The sequence below is a fragment of the Nocardioides sp. Arc9.136 genome, assembly GCF_030506255.1.
Classification (GTDB): Bacteria; Actinomycetota; Actinomycetes; order Propionibacteriales; family Nocardioidaceae; genus Nocardioides.
Genome location: NZ_CP113431.1, coordinates 4232631 through 4250671 on the forward strand (window position 1 = coordinate 4232631; position 18041 = coordinate 4250671).

16 protein-coding genes are annotated in these 18041 nt (G+C 74.6%); 1 reads left to right on the forward strand and 15 read right to left on the reverse strand.

Translation table 11 applies throughout. The features are described 5' to 3' along the window. Positions 1-5: 5 nt before the first annotated feature. The 11 genes from OSR43_RS20425 to OSR43_RS20475 are packed head-to-tail and all read right to left on the reverse strand — an operon-like array spanning position 6 to position 13178. Entirely contained in the window at positions 6-1172 is a 1167-nt protein-coding gene (locus OSR43_RS20425) for an acyl-CoA dehydrogenase family protein (RefSeq protein WP_302268655.1), read from the reverse strand. Next, on the reverse strand, positions 1169-3070 hold the full coding sequence (locus tag OSR43_RS20430; protein WP_302268656.1) for a biotin carboxylase N-terminal domain-containing protein: 1902 nt from the start codon (positions 3068-3070) through the stop codon (positions 1169-1171). Before OSR43_RS20430 ends, OSR43_RS20425 begins: the two co-directional genes overlap by 4 nt. Positions 3071-3075: 5 nt before the next feature. Then, complete coding sequence (locus OSR43_RS20435; protein ID WP_302271737.1) at positions 3076-4638, reverse strand: acyl-CoA carboxylase subunit beta; 1563 nt, start codon at positions 4636-4638, stop codon at positions 3076-3078. 29 nt (positions 4639-4667) lie between these two features. After that, complete coding sequence (locus OSR43_RS20440; protein ID WP_302268657.1) at positions 4668-5828, reverse strand: acyl-CoA dehydrogenase family protein; 1161 nt, start codon at positions 5826-5828, stop codon at positions 4668-4670. After that, positions 5825-7594 (reverse strand): acyclic terpene utilization AtuA family protein, encoded by a 1770-nt coding sequence (locus OSR43_RS20445; RefSeq protein ID WP_302268658.1) that lies wholly within the window; start codon positions 7592-7594, stop codon positions 5825-5827. Before OSR43_RS20445 ends, OSR43_RS20440 begins: the two co-directional genes overlap by 4 nt. Further along, on the reverse strand, positions 7587-8384 hold the full coding sequence (locus OSR43_RS20450) for a TIGR03084 family metal-binding protein (RefSeq protein WP_302268659.1): 798 nt from the start codon (positions 8382-8384) through the stop codon (positions 7587-7589). Before OSR43_RS20450 ends, OSR43_RS20445 begins: the two co-directional genes overlap by 8 nt. Then, entirely contained in the window at positions 8381-9019 is a 639-nt protein-coding gene (locus OSR43_RS20455; RefSeq protein ID WP_302268660.1) for a TetR/AcrR family transcriptional regulator, read from the reverse strand. The genes OSR43_RS20450 and OSR43_RS20455 overlap by 4 nt, the downstream gene beginning before the upstream one ends. A 55-nt stretch (positions 9020-9074) precedes the next feature. After that, positions 9075-11714, reverse strand: coding sequence for an ABC transporter permease (locus tag OSR43_RS20460; RefSeq protein WP_302268661.1), 2640 nt, complete (start codon positions 11712-11714; stop codon positions 9075-9077). After that, positions 11711-12433 carry an ABC transporter ATP-binding protein gene (locus tag OSR43_RS20465; protein ID WP_302268663.1) on the reverse strand — a complete coding sequence of 241 codons (723 nt, stop codon included), beginning with the start codon at positions 12431-12433 and terminating at the stop codon, positions 11711-11713. The genes OSR43_RS20460 and OSR43_RS20465 overlap by 4 nt, the downstream gene beginning before the upstream one ends. After that, entirely contained in the window at positions 12430-12576 is a 147-nt protein-coding gene (locus OSR43_RS20470; RefSeq protein WP_302268664.1) for a hypothetical protein, read from the reverse strand. The genes OSR43_RS20465 and OSR43_RS20470 overlap by 4 nt, the downstream gene beginning before the upstream one ends. Beyond that, the gene (locus OSR43_RS20475; RefSeq protein ID WP_302268665.1) at positions 12573-13178 is read right to left on the reverse strand and encodes a PadR family transcriptional regulator; all 606 of its coding nucleotides are present in this window, start codon (positions 13176-13178) and stop codon (positions 12573-12575) included. The genes OSR43_RS20470 and OSR43_RS20475 overlap by 4 nt, the downstream gene beginning before the upstream one ends. Positions 13179-13315: 137 nt before the next feature. Between OSR43_RS20475 and OSR43_RS20480 the strand changes: the two genes are divergently transcribed. Next, on the forward strand, positions 13316-14074 hold the full coding sequence (locus tag OSR43_RS20480) for an SDR family oxidoreductase (protein ID WP_302268666.1): 759 nt from the start codon (positions 13316-13318) through the stop codon (positions 14072-14074). A 146-nt stretch (positions 14075-14220) separates the two neighbouring features. Here the strand turns inward: OSR43_RS20480 and OSR43_RS20485 are convergent, their stop codons facing one another. Genes OSR43_RS20485 through OSR43_RS20500 form a run of 4 tightly spaced genes read right to left on the reverse strand, consistent with a single transcriptional unit; the run spans position 14221 to position 18033 of the window. After that, a complete protein-coding gene (locus tag OSR43_RS20485; RefSeq protein ID WP_302268667.1) occupies positions 14221-14889 on the reverse strand; it encodes a histidine phosphatase family protein in 669 nt (222 codons plus the stop codon). Then, complete coding sequence (locus OSR43_RS20490; RefSeq protein WP_302268668.1) at positions 14889-15986, reverse strand: phosphotransferase family protein; 1098 nt, start codon at positions 15984-15986, stop codon at positions 14889-14891. The genes OSR43_RS20485 and OSR43_RS20490 overlap by 1 nt, the downstream gene beginning before the upstream one ends. Continuing rightward, positions 15983-16777: an SDR family NAD(P)-dependent oxidoreductase gene (locus OSR43_RS20495; RefSeq protein ID WP_302268669.1), complete on the reverse strand. Its 795-nt coding sequence runs from the start codon at positions 16775-16777 to the stop codon at positions 15983-15985. Before OSR43_RS20495 ends, OSR43_RS20490 begins: the two co-directional genes overlap by 4 nt. Continuing rightward, complete coding sequence (locus tag OSR43_RS20500) at positions 16774-18033, reverse strand: acyl-CoA dehydrogenase family protein (protein ID WP_302268670.1); 1260 nt, start codon at positions 18031-18033, stop codon at positions 16774-16776. The genes OSR43_RS20495 and OSR43_RS20500 overlap by 4 nt, the downstream gene beginning before the upstream one ends. Between the last annotated feature and the right edge of the window lie 8 nt (positions 18034-18041).

The following is an 18041-nucleotide window of genomic DNA, read 5'->3' on the forward strand; positions in this document are numbered from 1 at the left end:
CCGGGTCAGTAGGACTTCGGCAGGCCCAGGGAGTGCATCGCGACGAAGTTCAGGATCATCTCGCGGCTGACGGGGGCGATCCGGCCGAGCCGGGCAGCGACGAGCATGTTGGCCAGGCCGAGCTCGCGGGTCAGGCCGGAGCCGCCGTGGGTGTGGACGGCGATGTCGGTGGCGTTGCACGCGACCTCGCCGGCGGCGTACTTGGCCATGTTGGCGTACTCGCCGGCACCCATGTCGTCGCCGGCGTCGTAGAGCGCCGCGGCCTTCTGCTGGAGCAGGCGGGACTGCTCGAGCTCGATCTTGACCTTGGCCAGCGGGTGCGCGATGCCCTGGTGGGCGCCGATGGGCTGGTCCTTCCACACCTTCCGGGTCTTGGCGTACTCGACGGCCTTGGCGAGGGCGAAGCGCGACATCCCGTTCGAGTACGCCGCCCCCATGATCCGCTCGGGGTTGAGCCCGGCGAAGAGCTGCAGCAGGCCGGCGTCCTCGTCGCCGACGAGCGCGTCGGCGGGGAGCCGGACGTCGTCGAAGAACAGCGTCCACTGCTTCTCCGGGGCGTCGAAGGTCATCTCGAGCGGCTGCTTCTCCAGGCCCGGCGCATCGGTCGGGACGACGAACAGGCAGGGCTTGAGCTTGCCCGTCCGTGCGTCGGCCGCCCGGCTCACCACGAGGATCCCCTGCGCCTCGTCGACGCCCGAGATCCACGTCTTCTGGCCCTTGAGCACCCAGCCGTCGCCGTCCTTGGTGGCCGTGGTGGTGATGTTGTGGGAGTTCGAGCCGGCGTCGGCCTCGGTGATGGCGAAGGCCATCGTGTACTCCCCGGACGCGATCGCCGGCAGCCAGCGCGCCTTCTGCTCCGGGGTGCCGAACCGGCCGATGACCGAGCCGCAGATCGCCTGGGAGACGACCATCATCAGCATCGGCGCGCCGGCCGCCGCGGCCTCCTCGAGCACCGCCGAGAGGTCGCCCATGCCGCCACCGCCGCCACCGTGCTCCTCGGCGATGTTGACGCCGAGGAAGCCGTGGGCGCCCATGTCGTGCCACAGCTCGGTGACCTTGCCGCCGGTGCGGGCCTTCTCGGCGACGTACTCGTGGCCGTACTTCGAGGCGAGCGCGAAGACCGCCTTGCGCAGCTCCTGGCGCTCCTCGGACTCGGTGAACGCATGGCTCATGACTGCTCCTCCTCGACGACGGCGAGCACCTCGCCGGCTGCGACCTGCTGCCCGGTGGTGACCGGGAGCTCGGTGACCGTGCCGGCGGTCGGCGCCGCCACGGTGTGCTGCATCTTCATGGCCTCCAGGACGAGCACCGGCTGGCCGGCCCCGACCTGCTGGCCCTGCTCGACCGCGACCCGCACGACCGTGCCTGGCATGGGCGCGAGCAGGCTCCCGCTCGCCACCTGCTCGGCCGGGTCGACGAACCGCGGCACCCGGGCGAGCCGGGCGTGGCCGCGGGGGGAGTCGACGTCGACGACCTCCCGGCCGTGCGGCCCGCCGACGAGGACGTCGTACGTCGTGCGCACGCCGTCCCGCTCGAGCGTGACCCGCTCGCAGCCGGCCGCGACCACGCCGTGCCCGTCGACGACGTACCCGTCGCGGGTGCCGAGCCACTCGACCGTGGTCACGGTGCCGTCGCGGTGCTCGAGCCCGGTGCGCTGGGGCTGGGAGACGACGTTGCGCCAGGCCACCGGGACCCCGCGCTGGACGGTGCGCGCGGCACCGGCCCGCTCGGCCAGGGCCAGGGCCGCGGCGACGGCCGCGCCGGGGTCCTCGGCGGCGCCCTCGGGCGCGAGGTCACCGAGGAACGCGGTGCTGACGTCGCCGGCCAGGAACTCCGGCGAGCGCAGGACGTCCACGAGCAGGTCCCGGTTGGTGACCACGCCGTGGATGCGCGCCCGGGAGAGCACGCCGGCCAGCTTGCGGGCGGCCTCCTCCCGGCTCGGCGCGTGGGCGACGACCTTGGCGAGCATGGCGTCGTAGTGCGTGGTGACCTCCGAGCCCGACCCGAAGCCGGCGTCCACGCGGATCCCCGGCACCCGGGGGACCTCGAACGTCGTCAGCACGCCGCTCTGCGGCTGGTAGTCCGCGGCCGGGTCCTCGGCGTAGAGGCGCACCTCGATCGCGTGCCCCTGCGGCGGTCCCGGTCGGTCGGCCGCCCCGCCCCCCTCGGCGGACGCCAGCTGCAGGGCGACCAGGTCGACGCCGTGGACCGCCTCGGTCACGGGGTGCTCGACCTGGAGCCGGGTGTTCATCTCCAGGAACCAGAAGCGCTCGGTGGCCGGGTCGTAGAGGAACTCGACGGTGCCGGCGCCGCGGTAGTCGATCGCCTCGGCCGCCTTCCGAGCCGCGTCGTGCACGGCCGAGCGGACCTCGTCGCGCAGCCCGGGCGCGGGGGCCTCCTCGACGACCTTCTGGTGCCGGCGCTGGACCGAGCAGTCGCGGTCGCCGAAGACGACCGACCCGACCAGCTGGACCTCGACGTGGCGGCCGCGCTCGACGTACGGCTCGACGAAGACGGTGCCGTCGCCGAACGCCGACTCGGCCTCGGCCCGGGCCCGCGCCACCTCCGCGTCGAGGTCGTCCAGCGTGCGCACGACGCGCATGCCGCGGCCACCGCCGCCGGCCGAGGCCTTGACCAGCAGCGGCAGGTCGGCCTCGGTCGGGTGCTCGGGCGCCTCGAGGACCGGTACGCCGGCCTCGCGCATGATCTCCTTGGCGCGGATTTTCGAGCCCATCGCCTCGATCGACGCAGGAGCGGGTCCGACCCAGGTCAGCCCGGCGTCGACCACGGCGCGCGCGAACGCGGCGTTCTCGGACAGGAAGCCGTAGCCGGGGTGGACCGCGTCCGCACCGGCCCGGCGGGCCGCGTCGAGGACCAGGTCCACGCGCAGGTAGGTCTCCGCCGGCGCGCTGCCGGGCAGGCGCACAGCGAGGTCGGCCTCGCGCACGTAGGGCAGGTCCGCGTCGGCGTCGGAGTGGACCGCGACGGTCTCGATGCCCAGGTCGCGGCAGGTCCGGAAGACGCGGCTGGCGATCTCGGCGCGGTTGGCGACGAGCAGTCTGGTGATCATCCGGCTCACATCCTGAAGACGCCGAAGCGGTCGGTGCCGACGATCGGCTTGTTCTCGATGACGGACAGGCAGATGCCGAGCACGGTGCGGGTGTCGCGGGGGTCGATGACCCCGTCGTCGTAGACCATCCCGGAGAGGAAGAACGGCAGGCTCTGCTCCTCGATCGAGGCCTCGACGAACTGCCGCATCGCGGCGTCGCCGGCCTCGTCGAAGTCGCGGCCCTTGGCCTCCGCCGCGGCTCGCGCCACGATGCTCATCACGCCCGCGAGCTGCGCGGGCCCCATGACGGCGGACTTCGCCGAGGGCCAGGTGAAGAGGAAGCGCGGGTCGAAGGCGCGGCCGTTCATGCCGTAGTTGCCGGCGCCGTACGACGCGCCCATCACCACGGTCAGGTGCGGCACGGTGGAGTTGGAGATCGCGTTGATCATCATCGCGCCGTGCTTGATGATCCCGCCCTGCTCGTACTCCTGGCCGACCATGTAGCCGGTGGTGTTGTGCAGGAACAGCAGCGGGGTGTCGGTCTGGTTGGCGAGCTGGACGAACTGGGTCGCCTTCTGCGCCTCCTCGGAGAACAGCACCCCCTGGGCGTTCGCGAGGATGCCGACCGGCCGGCCGTGGATGCGCGCCCAGCCGGTCACCAGCGACGTGCCGTACAGCGGCTTGAACTCGTCGAAGGCGACCCCGTTGGCCGCGCTCGCGCCGTCCACGACGCGTGCGACCACCTCGCGGGGGTCGAACGGCTCCTTGAGGTCGGTCGGGACCAGGTCGAGCAGGCCGTCGGGGTCGGCGTCCGGCTCGGCGTACGCCCGCGCTCGCTGCTCGACCGGCGCAGCGGGCTTGCGCCAGTTGAGCCGGGCGACGATCCGCCGGCCGATGCGGATGGCGTCGCGCTCGTCCTCGGCGAGGTAGTCGGCGAGGCCGGAGGTGCGGGCGTGCATCTCGGCGCCGCCGAGCGACTCGTCGTCGGCCTCCTCGCCGGTGGCCATCTTCACCAGCGGCGGGCCGCCGAGGAAGACCTTGGCCTGCTCCTTGACCATGACGGTGTAGTCGGACATGCCGGGCACGTAGGCGCCGCCGGCGGTCGAGTTGCCGAAGACCAGCGCGATCGTCGGCTCCTTGCGGGCGCTCGCCCGGGTCAGGTCGCGGAACAGGCGACCGCCGGGGATGAAGATCTCCTTCTGCGTGGGCAGGTCCGCGCCCCCGGACTCGACCAGGGAGATCGTCGGGAGACCGTTCTCCTCGGCGACCTGGTTGGCGCGGAAGATCTTCTTCAGCGTCCACGGGTTCGAGGCCCCGCCCTTGACCGAGGGGTCGTTGGCGGTGATCAGGCACTCGACGCCCTCGACGACGCCGATCCCGGTCACCACGCTCGCCCCGACGGTGAAGTCCGAGCCCCAGCCGGCGAGCGGGGAGAGCTCGAGGAACGCCGAGCCCTCGTCGACGAGCAGCTCAATCCGCTCGCGCGGCGTCAGCTTCCCGCGGGCGTGGTGGCGCTCGACGTACCGCTCCCCTCCGCCGGCGACCGCCGTGGCGTGCTCGGCGTCGAGCTCGGCGACCTTGGCGAGCATCGCCTCCCGGTTCGCGCCCGTCCCGGCCGTCACGAGGTGTAGCCCAGCAGCTTGGCGGCGAGGTCGGTGAGCACCTCGGTGGCTCCGCCGCCGATCGGCAGCAGGCGGGCGTCGCGGTAGTGCATCTCGACCTCGGTGCCGTTCATGTAGCCCGTGCCGCCGAAGAGCTGCACCGCCTCGTGGCAGACGTACGTCGCGGCGTCGCACGCGGTCTGCTTGGCCAGGCAGGCCTCGGCGATGACCGTCTCGCCGGCGACGTGGCGGCGGGCGACCTCGTGGGTGTAGGCCCGGGCCACCTCGACCCGGCGGTGCATCTCGACCAGCTTGTGGCGCACGACCTGACGCTTGACCAGCGGCTCCCCGAAGGTCTCGCGCTGCCGGCAGTGCTCGGCGGCGAGCGCGAGCGACCGGCCGGCGATCCCGTAGGCGTGGACCGCGAGGGCCATCCGCTCGACGACGAACTGCTCGGCGATGTACCAGAAGCCGGCGTCCTCCTCGCCGACGAGGTTGCCGACCGGCACCCGGACGTCGACGTAGGACAGCTCCGCGGTGTCGGAGCAGTGCCAGCCCATCTTCTCCAGCTTGCGGTCGACGGTGAAGCCGGGCGTGTCAGTGTCGACGACCAGCAGGCTGACGCCCCCGGCGCCGGGGCCACCGGTGCGGACCGCGGTGGTCACGAAGTCCGCGCGGGTGCCGCTGGTGATGAACGTCTTCGACCCGTTGACGACGTAGTGCTCGCCGTCGCGCACGGCCGTGGTGCGCAGGTTGCCCACGTCCGAGCCGCCACCGGGCTCGGTGATCGCGAGCGACCCGATCTTCTCGCCGGCCAGGGTGGGACGCACGTAGCGGTCGACGAGGTCGGCCGAGCCGTGCGCGGAGGTGTGCGGCAGTGCGATGCCGTGGGTGAACAGCGCCGAGAGCAGGCCGCTGGAGGCGCCGGCCGAGAGCATCCCCTCCTGCAGGGCGACGGTGTCGAGCAGGTCGCCGCCCTCGCCGCCCTGCTCCTCGGGGAAGCTGATCCCGAGCAGCCCCTGCTTCGCGGCGCTGCGGTGCAGCTCGCGCGGGATCTCGCGAGCGGCCTCCCAGTCGGCGAGGTGCGGGGCGATCTCGCGGCGGGTGAACTCCGCCCCGAGCCCGGTGAGCGCGCGACGGTGGTCCCCGTCGCCCGGGTCGTTCGGTCGGTTGGTCACAGCAGTCCCTCCTGGACGTGCACGACGCGTGAGCGGACCCACTCGCCGAGCCCCTTGGCCTGCGGGTCGAAGCGGGTCGACGCGGCGACGCCCCGCCCGAGCAGGCCGGTGATGACGACGTTGACGGCGCCGAGGTTCGGCAGCAGGTAGACCTCAACGGGGAGGTCGGCGGCCTCGGGGACCAGCTCGCGCACCTTGCGCGGCGTGATCAGCTTGGCGAGCCACGTGGTCCGCGCCTGGTCGAGCCCGGCGTCACCGGTGCGGGCCACCCACAGCCCGAGGTTGGCGTCGCCGCCCTTGTCGCCGGAGCGGGCGTGGACGAAGGTGCCGAGCGGTGCCCGGCGGGTCAGCGAGTCCGTCGGCGCCGGGTACGGCGAGGGCCGGCGGCCGGCGTCGGCCGCCTCCTCGTGCGCGGCCGCGGGGGCCGTCGGCGGGTCGGGCACCACCTCGCGCCGGCCGTCGGGGTGGACGACCGTGTGGGTCACGGCCGAGCGGTCGACGTACGCCGCGCGGTAGACGCCGTACGGCGTGGGCTGCGCGGGCGGGCCGGTCATGGTGAAGCCGGGGTACGACGCGAGCGCGAGCTCGACCGCGGGGCCGGTGAAGGCCTTGGCGACGGGACCGGCCTCGGGGTCCATCACCGTGACGCGCAGCAGGGCGGAGGCGCCCTCCTCGGTGTCGGCGTCGGCCGGCGGCAGCGCGGAGCGGGTCCAGGTCACCGACTCGGCGGTGAGCGCGGGGGCCAGCTGCTCGCGCAGCCAGTCGGCCTTGGCGTCGATGTCGAGCCCGGTGAGCACGAACTCGGCGGCGTTCCGGTAGCCGCCGAGCTCGTTGACGCAGACCTTGAGCTGCTCCGGCGGCGCCTCGCCGCGGACCCCCGTGACCGCGACCCGGTCGTCGCCGACCTGCTCGAGGCGGACGGTGTCGAGCAGGGTGGTGACGTCGGGGCCGAGGTAGCGGGTGGACTGGATCTCGTAGACCAGCTGCGCCGTGACGGTGTCGACGGTGACCGCGCCACCGGTGCCGGCGTGCTTGGTGATGACGCTCGACCCGTCGGCCGCGACCTCGGCGAGCGGGAAGCCCAGCGGCTTGGTCGGGTCCATCCGGCCGCTGCCGATGAGCTGGCGGAAGCCGGAGAAGTTGCCGCCGGTGGCCTGGGTCCCGCACTCCAGGACGTGGCCCGCGACGACGGCGCCGGCCAGCTCGTCGTACGACTCGGGGGTCCAGCCGTGGTGCGCGGCGGCCGGACCGACGACCAGGCTGGCGTCGGTGACCCGGCCGGTGACCACGACGTCGGCGCCGCCGGCGAGGGCGGCCGCGATGCCGAAGCCGCCGAGGTAGGCGTTGGCGGTCAGCGCGCCCTCGAGGCCGAGCTCGGCGGCACGCGGACGGAGGTCGTCGCCCTCGACGTGGGCGACCGCGACGTCGACGCCGAGCCCGCGGGCGATCTCGCGGACCCGGTCGGCCAGCCCGGCGGGGTTGAGCCCGCCGGCGTTGCTGACCACCTTGACGCCGCTCTCGAGCGCCAGGCCGAGGCAGTCCTCGAGCTGGCGGACGAAGGTCCGCGCGTAGCCCAGCGAGGGGTCCCTCATCGTGTCCTTGCCCAGGATGAGCATGGTGAGCTCGGCGAGGTAGTCGCCGGTGAGCACGTCGAGGCGGTGCCGGTCCCGGCCGCCCTCGAGCATCTCGCGCATCGCGGCGAGGCGGTCGCCGTAGAAGCCCGAGCAGTTCCCGATCCGCAGCGGTGCCGTCGTCGGGTCAGCCACGGGGCCGCCTCCCCTCTCCCGGGGGCCCGGCGAAGCACTGGGCCACGTCCAGCCAGCGGTCGGCGTCGGGGCCGACGGCGACCAGGTCGGTGTCGGCGCGGTGCACGCGCTGGGTCACCAGGCGGGCGAGGTCGGCGGCGGAGCCGGTGACCGACTGAGCCGCGTCCTCGGCACCCCACGTCCAGGTGGCGCCGCTCGGGGCGACCAGCTGCACCCGGACGTCGTCGCTCGGCGGCGTGAGCCCGCGGGTGGCGAAGGAGAAGTCCCGGGTGCGGACGCCGAGGTGGGCGACGTGGCGGACCCGGTCGGTGACCTCGAGGTCGCGGCCGAGCGCCTCGTGGACGTCGAGGGAGTGCGCCCAGGTCTCCATGAACCGGGCGGTGGCCATGGAGGTCGCCGACATCGGCGGGCCGAACCACGGCATCCTCGCCCCGGCGGGCAGGTCGCGCAGGGCGGCGGTCAGCGCCTCGCGGGCCCCGCCCCAGCGGGCGAGCAGCGCGGCCGGCGCGAGCCGCGCGATCTCGTGGGCGCCCGCGTCGACGAAGCCTTCCGGGTCGGCGCCGGCGCGCTGCACGAGCTCGTCCCACGCGGGGGCGGCGCCGGTCGCGGCCCGTGCCGAGAGCACCGCGACCTCGTCGGTCCACACCAGGTGCGCGACCTGGGTCGCCACGGTCCAGCCCGGTGCCGGGGTGGGCGTGGCCCAACCCTCGGCGTCGAGCCCGGAGACCACGGCGTGCAGCTGGTCGCCCTCCGCGCGCAGGTCCACCAGCAGGTCGTCGAGCAGGCTCATGCGTCCCCTCCGGGGGTGGTCGTGCCTCGGGCCAGGGCGGCGTCCAGCGTGTCGGCCCACTGGTCGAGGATCCGGCGGCGCCGGCGGGCGTCGTCGGTGATCGTGTCGGCCAGGCCCAGGCCGCGCACCAGGTCGAGCGTCGCCTGGATGAGCTCGCGCACGCCCGGTCGGGACTCGTCGGCACCGAGCAGCTCGACGGTCATCCGGTGGGTCTCGCGGCCGATCCGCTGCTCGAGCGGGGCGACGGCCTCCAGGAGCGCCGGGTCGGTGCGGGCCGCGACCCACAGCTCGAGGGCGGCGACGAACAGCGGCGAGGCGAAGTGGTCGCCCAGCACCTGCAGCACGGCGCGGGTACGTCGCCGGCCGGTCGGCAGCCCCTCGGCCGCCGCGGCCAGCTCGTCGCGGCGCACCTCCGAGAGGTGGGCGACCGCGGCCACGACGAGCGCGTTCTTGGTCGGGAAGTGGTGCAGCTGGGCGCCCCGGCTGACCCCGGCCCGCTCGCTGACCAGCGTGGTCGACGTACCGCTGAAGCCGCGCTCGACCAGGCACTCCACCGTCGCCTCGAGCAGCCGGGCCCGCATCGCGCGGGTCCGCTCCTCCTGGCGCACGCGGGTGCTGCCGGACGGGGTGCTCACCCGGCCAGCATGGCCCTCGTCCGCACAAACAGTCAAGCCTGACTGTTTGTTTCCGTCAGTCGAGCCGCGCCGTCAGCGGGAGCCGGCCGCGGCTGGTCAGCCCGACCAGCCCGGCCGTCACCAGGGGCAGCCCCACGACGACGAGGGCCACGAGCGGCCACGGGACCGCGAGGAAGTGGTCGGGCAGCGCCGCGCCGGTGGCGTCGACGTCGCTCCAGGTGCTGCTCGTCAGCGGGAAGGACGCCGCCACCCCGGGCACGGCGCCCACCAGCGCGCCGAGCACCGCGCCCACGAGGCCGACGACGAGCGCGTACGCCGCCGCCACCGACCGGCGGGTGCGGGGCGACGCGCCCACGGCGGCCAGGGTGGCGAGGTCGGGGCGGGCGTCGGAGAGCGCGAGGGCGGTGGCCGTCAGCGTGCCGCCGAGCATCAGGACGCCACCGAGGGTCCCGAGCACGACCATGAGGATCCACGTGTCGTCCTCCGTCGCGAAGCCCCGCTCGACGTAGACGTCGAGGTCCGGGTCGATGCCGCTGACCACCTCGTCGACGTCGCGCTGCTCCTCCTCGCTGACCGGTCCCCGCACCTCCAGCGACACCGTGCCGACGCGCAGGCCGGCCCCCGCGGCCAGCGCCTCGGGGAGGACGGCCTGGGCCGGCGTGTCGAAGCCGCCCACCCGGACGAGCGTCGCCGGCAGCTCGGCGCGCTCGACGACGCGGGAGCGCCCACCCGACGTCGGACGGTCGACGACGGCCAGCCGGACCGAGTCGACCGGCACCACCCGCCGGTCGGTGAGGACCACCACCCGTCCCGAGGAGAGGGCCGCGTCCGCGCGGTCGCTCTCGCCGGGCGCGAGGCGCTCGGCGAGCACCCGGGGGACGCGGTCGTCCACCAGGACCGTGCTGCCGGCGGCGCTGCGGGTGGAGCTCAGCAGGCCCCGCCTCCCCGACACCCGGACGCGTACCTCGCGGTAGACGTCCGGCTCCGTCACCTCGCGGAGCCCCCGGACCGGCGTCACCTCGCCGTCGACCTCGGGCGCGACCAGGTCCTGGACCCGCTGCCAGTCGGCGTCGGTGGTGAGCGGCCCGCGGACGATCGCGTCGCCGTCCACCAGCTGGGGGCTGTAGAGCGCCTCGTCCTGGGCGCGGTCACTGGCGTTGGCGATCCCGAGGGCGACCACGCCCGCGACCGTCGCCGCGACCGCCGCGACGGCGGGGACGGTGCGGGTGCGGTGCCGGGCGGCGTCGCGGACGGCGTACCGCAGGGCCAGCGGCAGGCGGCGGGAGCCCCGTGCGAGCGCGACGAGCACGACCGGCACGAGCAGGACCATGCCCAGGACGGTGGGGATGGCCGAGGCCGCGATGGCCAGCTCCCCGCCCGAGCCCTGGAGCGCGCCGTACGCCGACCCCGCGACGCCGACCCCGAGGAGGGCCAGGCCGAGGAGCGGCGACCGGAACGTGGGCGCCCGGTCGCCCCGCCGGCCGGCGAGCACCGCGACGACGTCCTGGCGCGACGCCAGCCACGCCGGCACCACGGCGGCGAGGAGGGCGCTGAGCAGCCCGAACGCCGCGACGCCGCCGACCTGCAGCCACGGCACGTCGTACGGACCGAACCACGTGCTGGAGTGGCCCTCGAGCACGTGCGCCGCGAGAGCACCCGCCCCCAGGCCGAGCAGCACCCCGATGGTCGCGCCGAGGCCGCCCAGCACGACGCCCGAGGCGAGCACGACCCGACGCGCCTGCCGCGGGGTGCCGCCGCTGGCGGCGAGCAGGGCCAGGGTGCGCGACTGGCGGCGCGCCCCGACGGCGAACGCCGGGCCGGCCAGGAGGACGACCTCGATGAGGACCATGACGGCGACGAGCGCCACGATCGCCAGCCAGGCGTCGTCGGTGCCGCCCGAGGGGCGCACGTCAGCCGGGACCTCGGAGTCCGGCGGCGGGTCCTCGAGGACCGCGCGGCTGACGACGAGCGCGCCGAGGTCGTTGAGGGCTCGCACGTCGGGCCAGGTGACCGGGCCGCCGCCGACGAGCCAGGACGCCCCGTCGCTACGGGGCCCCACGAGCCGGGCGGCCGTGCCCACGAGCACGGGCGTGCTGCGCACCGACGCCGACTCCCCCAGGCCGACGAGCTCGAACGTCGCACCGTCGGCGAGCTCGACCTCCTCACCGAGGGCGAAGCCGCGCTCGGCCAGCGCCCGGTTGGCGACGACCTCGTCGTCCGCCCGGGGCAGGCGACCCTCCTCGAGGGTGAAGAGGCCCGCCGCGAGCGGGTCGGCGAGGTCGAGGACCGACGCCTCGACGTCGACGACGCCCCGCTCGGTGGTGACGAGCGCGCTCCCCCGCTCCCACCGCAGCACCGGCAGGTCCCGGCCGAGGGCCTCCTCGAGCTGGGGCGCGGCAGGCGAGCCGCTGCCCCGGCCGCCGGTGCTCCAGCTCGCGGCGTCCTCGGGGTCGGGCGCCTGGGCGGCCGACACGGCGCCGCGCGCGACGTCGACGCGGGCGTCCGCCGCGCCGATCCGGCTCGCGAGGGACTCGGTGCCGCTGACGTCCTCGGTCGCGATGACGACCGCTGCCGCCGTCACGCCGAGCACGGGCAGGACCACCATCACGAGCACGAGCGCCGTGCGCGCCCGGGCGCGGCGCACGTCGCGCCAGGCGATCCGCAGCGCCGGCCGCCATCCGGAGGCCCGGCTCACCGGGCTGCGTCCTGGTCCAGCAGCGCGTCGACCGGCGCGGAGCCGGTCTCGTCGATGACCACGCCGTCGCGCAGGAACACGACCCGGTCCGCCCACGCCGCGTGCCGCGCCTCGTGGGTGACCAGCACCCCGGCGGCGCCCGCGTCGCACCGGGCACGGAGCAGCCGCAGGATCTCCTCGCCGGTCTCGGTGTCCAGGGCGCCGGTGGGCTCGTCGGCCAGGACCAGCCGCCTGTCGCCCACGATCGCGCGGGCGATCGCGACCCGCTGCTGCTGCCCGCCCGACATCTCGTCGGGAAAGCGGTCGGCCAGGTCGGGGATGCCGACCTCCTCCAGCGCCGCCAGGGCGTGCCGGCGGGCGGCGCGCGCCCGCTCGCCGTCGAGCTCACGGGGCAGGGCGACGTTCTCCGCGGCGGTGAGGGCGGGGATGAGGTTGAAGTCCTGGAAGACGTAGCCGAGCGACGTACGCCGCATCCGGGCCAGCTCGGGGGCGGGAAGCGACCCGAGGTCGACGCCCTCGACGGCCACCGTGCCGGAGGTCGGGCGGTCGAGGCCGCCGGCGAGCGTGAGCAGCGTGGACTTCCCCGACCCCGAGGGGCCCATCACGGCGACGAGCTCGCCGGCGTGGGCGGAGAAGGAGACGCTGCGCAGGGCGTGCACGGCGGTGTCGCCCTCGCCGTGCACGCGGGTGACCTGCTCGAGGTGGAGGACGGCGGTCATCGGGACTCCCCGGCCTCGCGGGAGCGCAGCGCGGCCCGGCGCCGCAGGGTGGCGGCGGCGCGGAGCCGCTCGGCGGACTGCCGCAGCCAGCGCTGCTCGGCGCGCCGGAACCGGCCGTGGTCGACCTCGGTCAGGGCGCTCACCGGGTGCGCTCCTGCTCGGCCGCGGCACCGCGGTCGCCCGCCGGCGCGCCGGGCGCGGCGTCGCGTCGTTCCACGGCCGCTCGTCGCAGCCGGGCCTCGCAGTGGTCGAGCCAGCGCACCTCGGCCTCGGCGTCGAAGACCAGCGAGTCGAGGACCAGGCTCCAGGCGAGGTCCGCCGGCTCGACCGGGTTGGCGGCGCGGCCGCTGCGCTTGAGCCGGGTGTAGTCCTGCAGGGCGGTCATCGTGGCGCTGCGCTGCTGCTGGATCACGGTCCCGACGTCGACGCCCGGGACCGTGACGGCCAGCGCGAGCTTGATCGCGAGCTCGTCGCGCGGGGGCTGGGTCCGGGCCACGGGCGTGGTGAACCAGGTGGCGACCTCCTCGCGGCCCGCGCCGGTGATCCGGTAGACCACGTGGCCTTCGCCGTCCTCGCCGGCCCCCTCGACCAGGCCGTCGCGCTCGAGCCGGGTGAGCGTCGTGTACACCTGCCCGACGTTGAGCGGCCAGGTCGCCCCGGTCCGCTGCTCGAACTCGCTGCGCAGCTGGTAGCCGTACATCGGCCCCTGCTCGAGCAGCGCCAGCAGCGCCTGCTTCACCGACATCGTCGACCTCCGCGTCGTGGGCGACCCGCGTCGGCACGTTGCCGAACGGGCCTGGATACTCGGTATGTATACCACGTATGCACGCCGCGACCGGGCGTCTGCGTCGCTCCTCCGGCGCGCAGGGCAGACTCCGCGCCATGACGACGATCCTCATCACCGGCGCGTCCAGCGGGCTGGGCGCGGAGATGGCCCGCCAGTTCGCCGCGCGCGGCAACGACCTCGCCCTCTGCGCCCGCAGGGAGGAGCGGCTCACCGAGCTGCGGGCCGAGATCCTCGCGGCCCACCCCGACCGGCGCGTGGAGACGCGCACCCTCGACGTGCTCGACGACGAGGCGGTCTTCGAGACCTTCCGCGCCTTCCGACGCGACCTCGGCTCCCTGGACCGCGTCGTCGTCAACGCCGGGCTCGGCAAGGGCGCGCCCCTCGGCACGGGCGGGCAGGCGGCCAACAAGGAGACGGCGATGACGAACTTCGTCGGCGCGCTCACCCAGACCGAGGCCGCCATGGAGGCCTTCCGCGACCAGCAGGCCGGCCACCTGGTGATGGTGTCGTCGATGTCCGCGATGCGTGGCATGCCGAAGACCATGACGACGTACGCCGCCACCAAGATCGGCGCGGCCTACCTCGCCGAGGGCATCCGCAACGAGCTGCACGGCAAGCCGCTCGGGCGGACCGTCAAGGTCACCGTGCTCTACCCCGGCTACATCGCCTCGGAGATGAACGAGAAGGTCGCCCAGCGGACCAAGATGATGGTCCCCACCGACGTCGGCGTGCGCGCGATGGTCGAGGCCGTGGAGAAGGAGGTCGACTCCGCCTGCGTGCCGCGCCTGCCCTGGGCCCCGCTTTCGGTGGTCATGAAGCACGCGCCGCTCGGGGTGTTCAAGAAGCTCATGTGACGGGTGGGGCGCCGTACCGGGGTGCTCCGCGGCCGATCCAGCCGCTCCGCGGCCATTGCGATGGCAGGGAACCTTCACATCCCAAGTTGACTTGGGATGTTGACGCTCCGCGGCCTTCCTGCCACCCACCGGCGGAGCGGACCCGGCTACCGGTAGGTGAGGGTGTCCCCCGCGAGGTGGGTGTGCTCGTTGAAGGTCAGCAGCCGGGCGCCGGTGGAGCCGACCACGACGCGCGAGCACGAGGAGTTCACCACCACCGTGTTGAACCGGCCCCACAGCCGGGCCGTCGTCACGGCGTCGCCGTCGGGGTCGGTCAGCGACGCGGCGGCCACGGCGATCGGGCCGCCGGAGGTGACCACGACGACCGTGCCGCCGGGGCCGGCCTGGGCGCAGGCCCGCTCGAGCGAGCCGCGCACGCGGCCGAGGAAGCCCGCCCACGGCTCGGGGTACGCCGCGTCGTCGGCGCCGGAGGTCCACCGGGCGGTCGCCTCCTCGAAGACCCGCTGGAACTCGCGCCGGTCCAGGCTCGGCGAGGCCAGGTCGGGGTGGGCCGCGACGACGCCGAGGTGGTCGAACTCGTCCCAGCCGGGGTCGACCTCGACCGGCGTCGACCAGCCGGCGCCCTCGAGCACGCCCTCGGCGGTCTCGCGGTGCCGGCGCATGTCGCCGCGGACGACGACGTCCGCCGTGACGCCCTGGCGGGCGAGCTGAGCGCCGAGCAGGCGCGCCTGCTCGTGCCCGGTCGCGGAGAGCACGTCGTAGTCGTCGGCCCCGAAGGACGCCTGGCCGTGGCGGACCAGCAGCAGGAGGCCCATCAGGCCGGAGCGCCGGAGCCGTGCTCCGCGAGCAGCCGGCGGCAGCGCGCCTCGAGGTAGGCCACCACCTGGCCGAGCACCGCGTGCGACTCGTTGGTGGTCTGCCGGTGCACGTAGCGGTACCAGATCTGCTGGGCGATGACCGCGAGCCGGAACAGCCCGAAGACCTCGTAGAACAGCCCCTGGTCCGCGCTGATCTCGAAGCCCATGCGTGCGCAGTAGCGCTCGACCAGCTGGTCGCGGGTCCACATCCCCGGCGCGTTCGTGGGCTGCCGGCGGAACAGCTGGAACAGGTCGTCGTCGGCCGCCTCCACCCAGTAGGCCAGCGTCGAGGAGAGGTCCATCAACGGGTCCCCGACGGTCGCCATCTCCCAGTCGAGCACCGCGCGGACCTCCAGCCGACCGCGGTCGTCGTCGAGCACCAGGTTGTCGAAGCGGAAGTCGTTGTGGATCAGCACCTGCGCGACGTCCGAGGGCTGGTGCTGCTCGATCCAGGTGACCACGTCGGACCAGTCGCCGGTGTCCTCGGTGCGGGCGTCGGCCATCCGGCCGACCCAGCCGCGCACCTGCCGGCCGACGTACCCCTCGCCGCGGCCGAGCGCGGCGAGCTCCGGCACCGCGGCCACGTCGACGGAGTGCAGCGAGACCAGCACGTCCAGGGCGCGCTCGCACAGGGCGTCGGCCTCCTCGGCGCTCACCTCGCGCGGGAACTCCGAGCGCAGGATCAGGCCCGGGACCTTCTCCATCACGTAGAACTCCGAGCCGATCACCGCCTCGTCGGTGCAGTGGCCGACCATGCCGGCGACGTAGGGGAAGACCGGCGCGAGCGCGGACTGGATGCGGTACTCCCGGCCCATGTCGTGCGCCCCGGCGGCCTTCCGGCCCGACGGCGGGCGGCGCAGGATCAGCTCGCGGTCGCCGGCCACGAGCAGGTAGGTCAGGTTCGACGCGCCGCCGCTGAACTGGCGGACCTCGTCGATCGTCCCCACGCCCGCGCCCTGCTCGTCGAGCCAGGCGGCCACGGCGGCCGCGTCGAAGGCGTCCTCCTCGCGGACCGGCTTGGCCGGGTTGCCGTCACGCGTGCCCTCGGTGCTCATGCAGGTGCTCCTTCGTTGCCCATCCGGTCGAGCTTGGCGGCCCGCGCGCGCATGACGGCGTCGTACGTCGCGCGGTCGCCGACCTTGAGCGCGTAGGCGTCCCGGGCCGCCTGGTCCGGGAGGATCACCTCGTCGCCCCGGTCGATCCCCTCGAGGACCGCCGCGGCGACCTCCTCGGCGGTGGTCGGCGACTCCTCGACCAGCTTGCTCATCACGGCCGCCAGCGCGGTGTCGTGGCCGCGCAGCGAGGTCATCAGGTTGGTGCGGAAGTACGACGGGCACACCACGTGCGCGGTCACGCCGTACGACGCGAGCTCGTGGCCGGTGGTCTCGGTGAGGGCGACGACGGCCGCCTTGACCGCGTTGTACGACGCCATCCCGCCCGGGTGCACCAGGCCGGCCAGCGAGGCGACGTTCACGATCCGCCCCGAGCCCTGCCGCTTGAGCAGCGGGACGAACGCCCGGGTGCCGCGCACCGCGCCGAACAGGTTGATCTCGGTGATCCACTGCCACTCGTCGAGCGTCGCGACGTCGAGCCGACCGCCGCCGGCGACACCGGCGTTGTTGACCAGGACGTCCAGGCCGCCCCAGGTGCGCTCGACGTGGTCGACCGCGGCCGCCCAGTCGTCGCCGGAGGTGACGTCGAGGCGAAGGTCCGCCCCCTCGGCGAGGTCGGTGGCCAGCACCTCGTCGCCGCGCGCGCGGAACGCCTCGGTGAGCGCCTTGCCGAGACCGGACGCCGCGCCGGTGACGAGGACGCGCCGCCCCTGGCCGGTCATCGACCCGGTCATCGCTTGGCGCCGTACTTGCCGAGCTCGAGGCGCGCGACGACCCCGCGGTGCACCTCGTCGGGACCGTCGGCCAGGCGCAGCGCGCGGGCGGCGGTCCACGCCGCGGCCAGCGGGAAGTCGCTGGACAGGCCGCCGCCGCCGTGGAGCTGCATGGCCATGTCGATGACCTGCTGGGCCATGTTCGGCACGGCGACCTTGATCTGGGAGACCTCGGACAGCGCGTTGAGCGGGCCGCCGACGTCGAGCTTCCAGGCGGCGTCGAGGACGAGCAGCCGGGCGGAGTCGATGGCGATGCGGGCGTCGGCGATCCGCTCGCGGTTGCCGCCGAGGTTGATGATCGGCTTGCCGAACGCCGTGCGCTCCAGGCCACGCCGGCAGGCCAGCTCCAGCGCCATCTCGGCCAGGCCGATGAGCCGCATGCAGTGGTGCACCCGGCCCGGGCCGAGCCGCCCCTGGGCGATCGCGAACGCCTCGCCGGGGCCGCTGATGATGTTCGAGACCGGGACGCGGACGTCGGTGAAGGACACCTCGCCGTGACCGAGCGGCTCGTCGTGGATGCCCATGGTGTCGAGCAGCCGCTCGATCCTCACGCCCGGGGTGTCGCGGGGCACCAGCACCATCGAGTGCCGGCGGTGCCGGTCGGCGTCGGGGTCGGTGAGCCCCATGAAGATGAAGATCCGGCAGTCGGGGTGGCCGACGCCGGTCGACCACCACTTGCGGCCGTTGACGACGACCTCGTCGCCGTCGACGACCGCGGTGGCCTCCATGGTGGTGGCGTCGGACGAGGCGACGCCTGGCTCGGTCATCGTGAACGCCGAGCGGATCCGCCCGTCGAGCAGCGGCTCGAGCCACTCCCGCCTCTGCTCCTCGCTGCCGTAGCGGAGCAGCACCTCCATGTTGCCGGTGTCCGGCGCGTTGCAGTTCAGCACCAGCGGCGCGATCGCGGAGCGACCGGTCAGCTCGGCGATCGGGGCGTAGTCGACGTTCGTCAGGCCCTCGCCGCCGTCGGTGCCGAACCGCGCGGCGTACTCACCGGCGTGCTCGTGCGGGAGGAAGAGGTTCCACAGGCCGCGCTCGCGGGCCTTCCCCTTGAGCTCCTCGAGCAGCGCGAGCGGCTGCGACCACGGGTCGCCCGTGCGGCGGGCCTCGGCCAGGTCCGCGTGGAACCGCGGCTCGACCGGCTCGACCTCCTCGGCGAGGAACGCGCGCACGCGCTCGGTCAGGTCGGCGGCACGAGGGGACGGGGAGAAGTCCATGCCGCGCA

Coding starts and splice junctions, on each gene's coding strand:
- OSR43_RS20425 (WP_302268655.1), bottom strand. CDS start 1,172: ATGAGCCATGCGTTCACCGAGTCCGAGGAGCGCCAGGAGCTGCGCAAG.
- OSR43_RS20430 (WP_302268656.1), bottom strand. CDS start 3,070: ATGATCACCAGACTGCTCGTCGCCAACCGCGCCGAGATCGCCAGCCGC.
- OSR43_RS20435 (WP_302271737.1), bottom strand. CDS start 4,638: ATGCTCGCCAAGGTCGCCGAGCTCGACGCCGAGCACGCCACGGCGGTC.
- OSR43_RS20450 (WP_302268659.1), bottom strand. CDS start 8,384: ATGAGCCTGCTCGACGACCTGCTGGTGGACCTGCGCGCGGAGGGCGAC.
- OSR43_RS20465 (WP_302268663.1), bottom strand. CDS start 12,433: ATGACCGCCGTCCTCCACCTCGAGCAGGTCACCCGCGTGCACGGCGAG.
- OSR43_RS20475 (WP_302268665.1), bottom strand. CDS start 13,178: ATGTCGGTGAAGCAGGCGCTGCTGGCGCTGCTCGAGCAGGGGCCGATG.
- OSR43_RS20480 (WP_302268666.1), top strand. CDS start 13,316: ATGACGACGATCCTCATCACCGGCGCGTCCAGCGGGCTGGGCGCGGAG.
- OSR43_RS20485 (WP_302268667.1), bottom strand. CDS start 14,889: ATGGGCCTCCTGCTGCTGGTCCGCCACGGCCAGGCGTCCTTCGGGGCC.
- OSR43_RS20490 (WP_302268668.1), bottom strand. CDS start 15,986: ATGAGCACCGAGGGCACGCGTGACGGCAACCCGGCCAAGCCGGTCCGC.
- OSR43_RS20495 (WP_302268669.1), bottom strand. CDS start 16,777: ATGACCGGGTCGATGACCGGCCAGGGGCGGCGCGTCCTCGTCACCGGC.
- OSR43_RS20500 (WP_302268670.1), bottom strand. CDS start 18,033: ATGGACTTCTCCCCGTCCCCTCGTGCCGCCGACCTGACCGAGCGCGTG.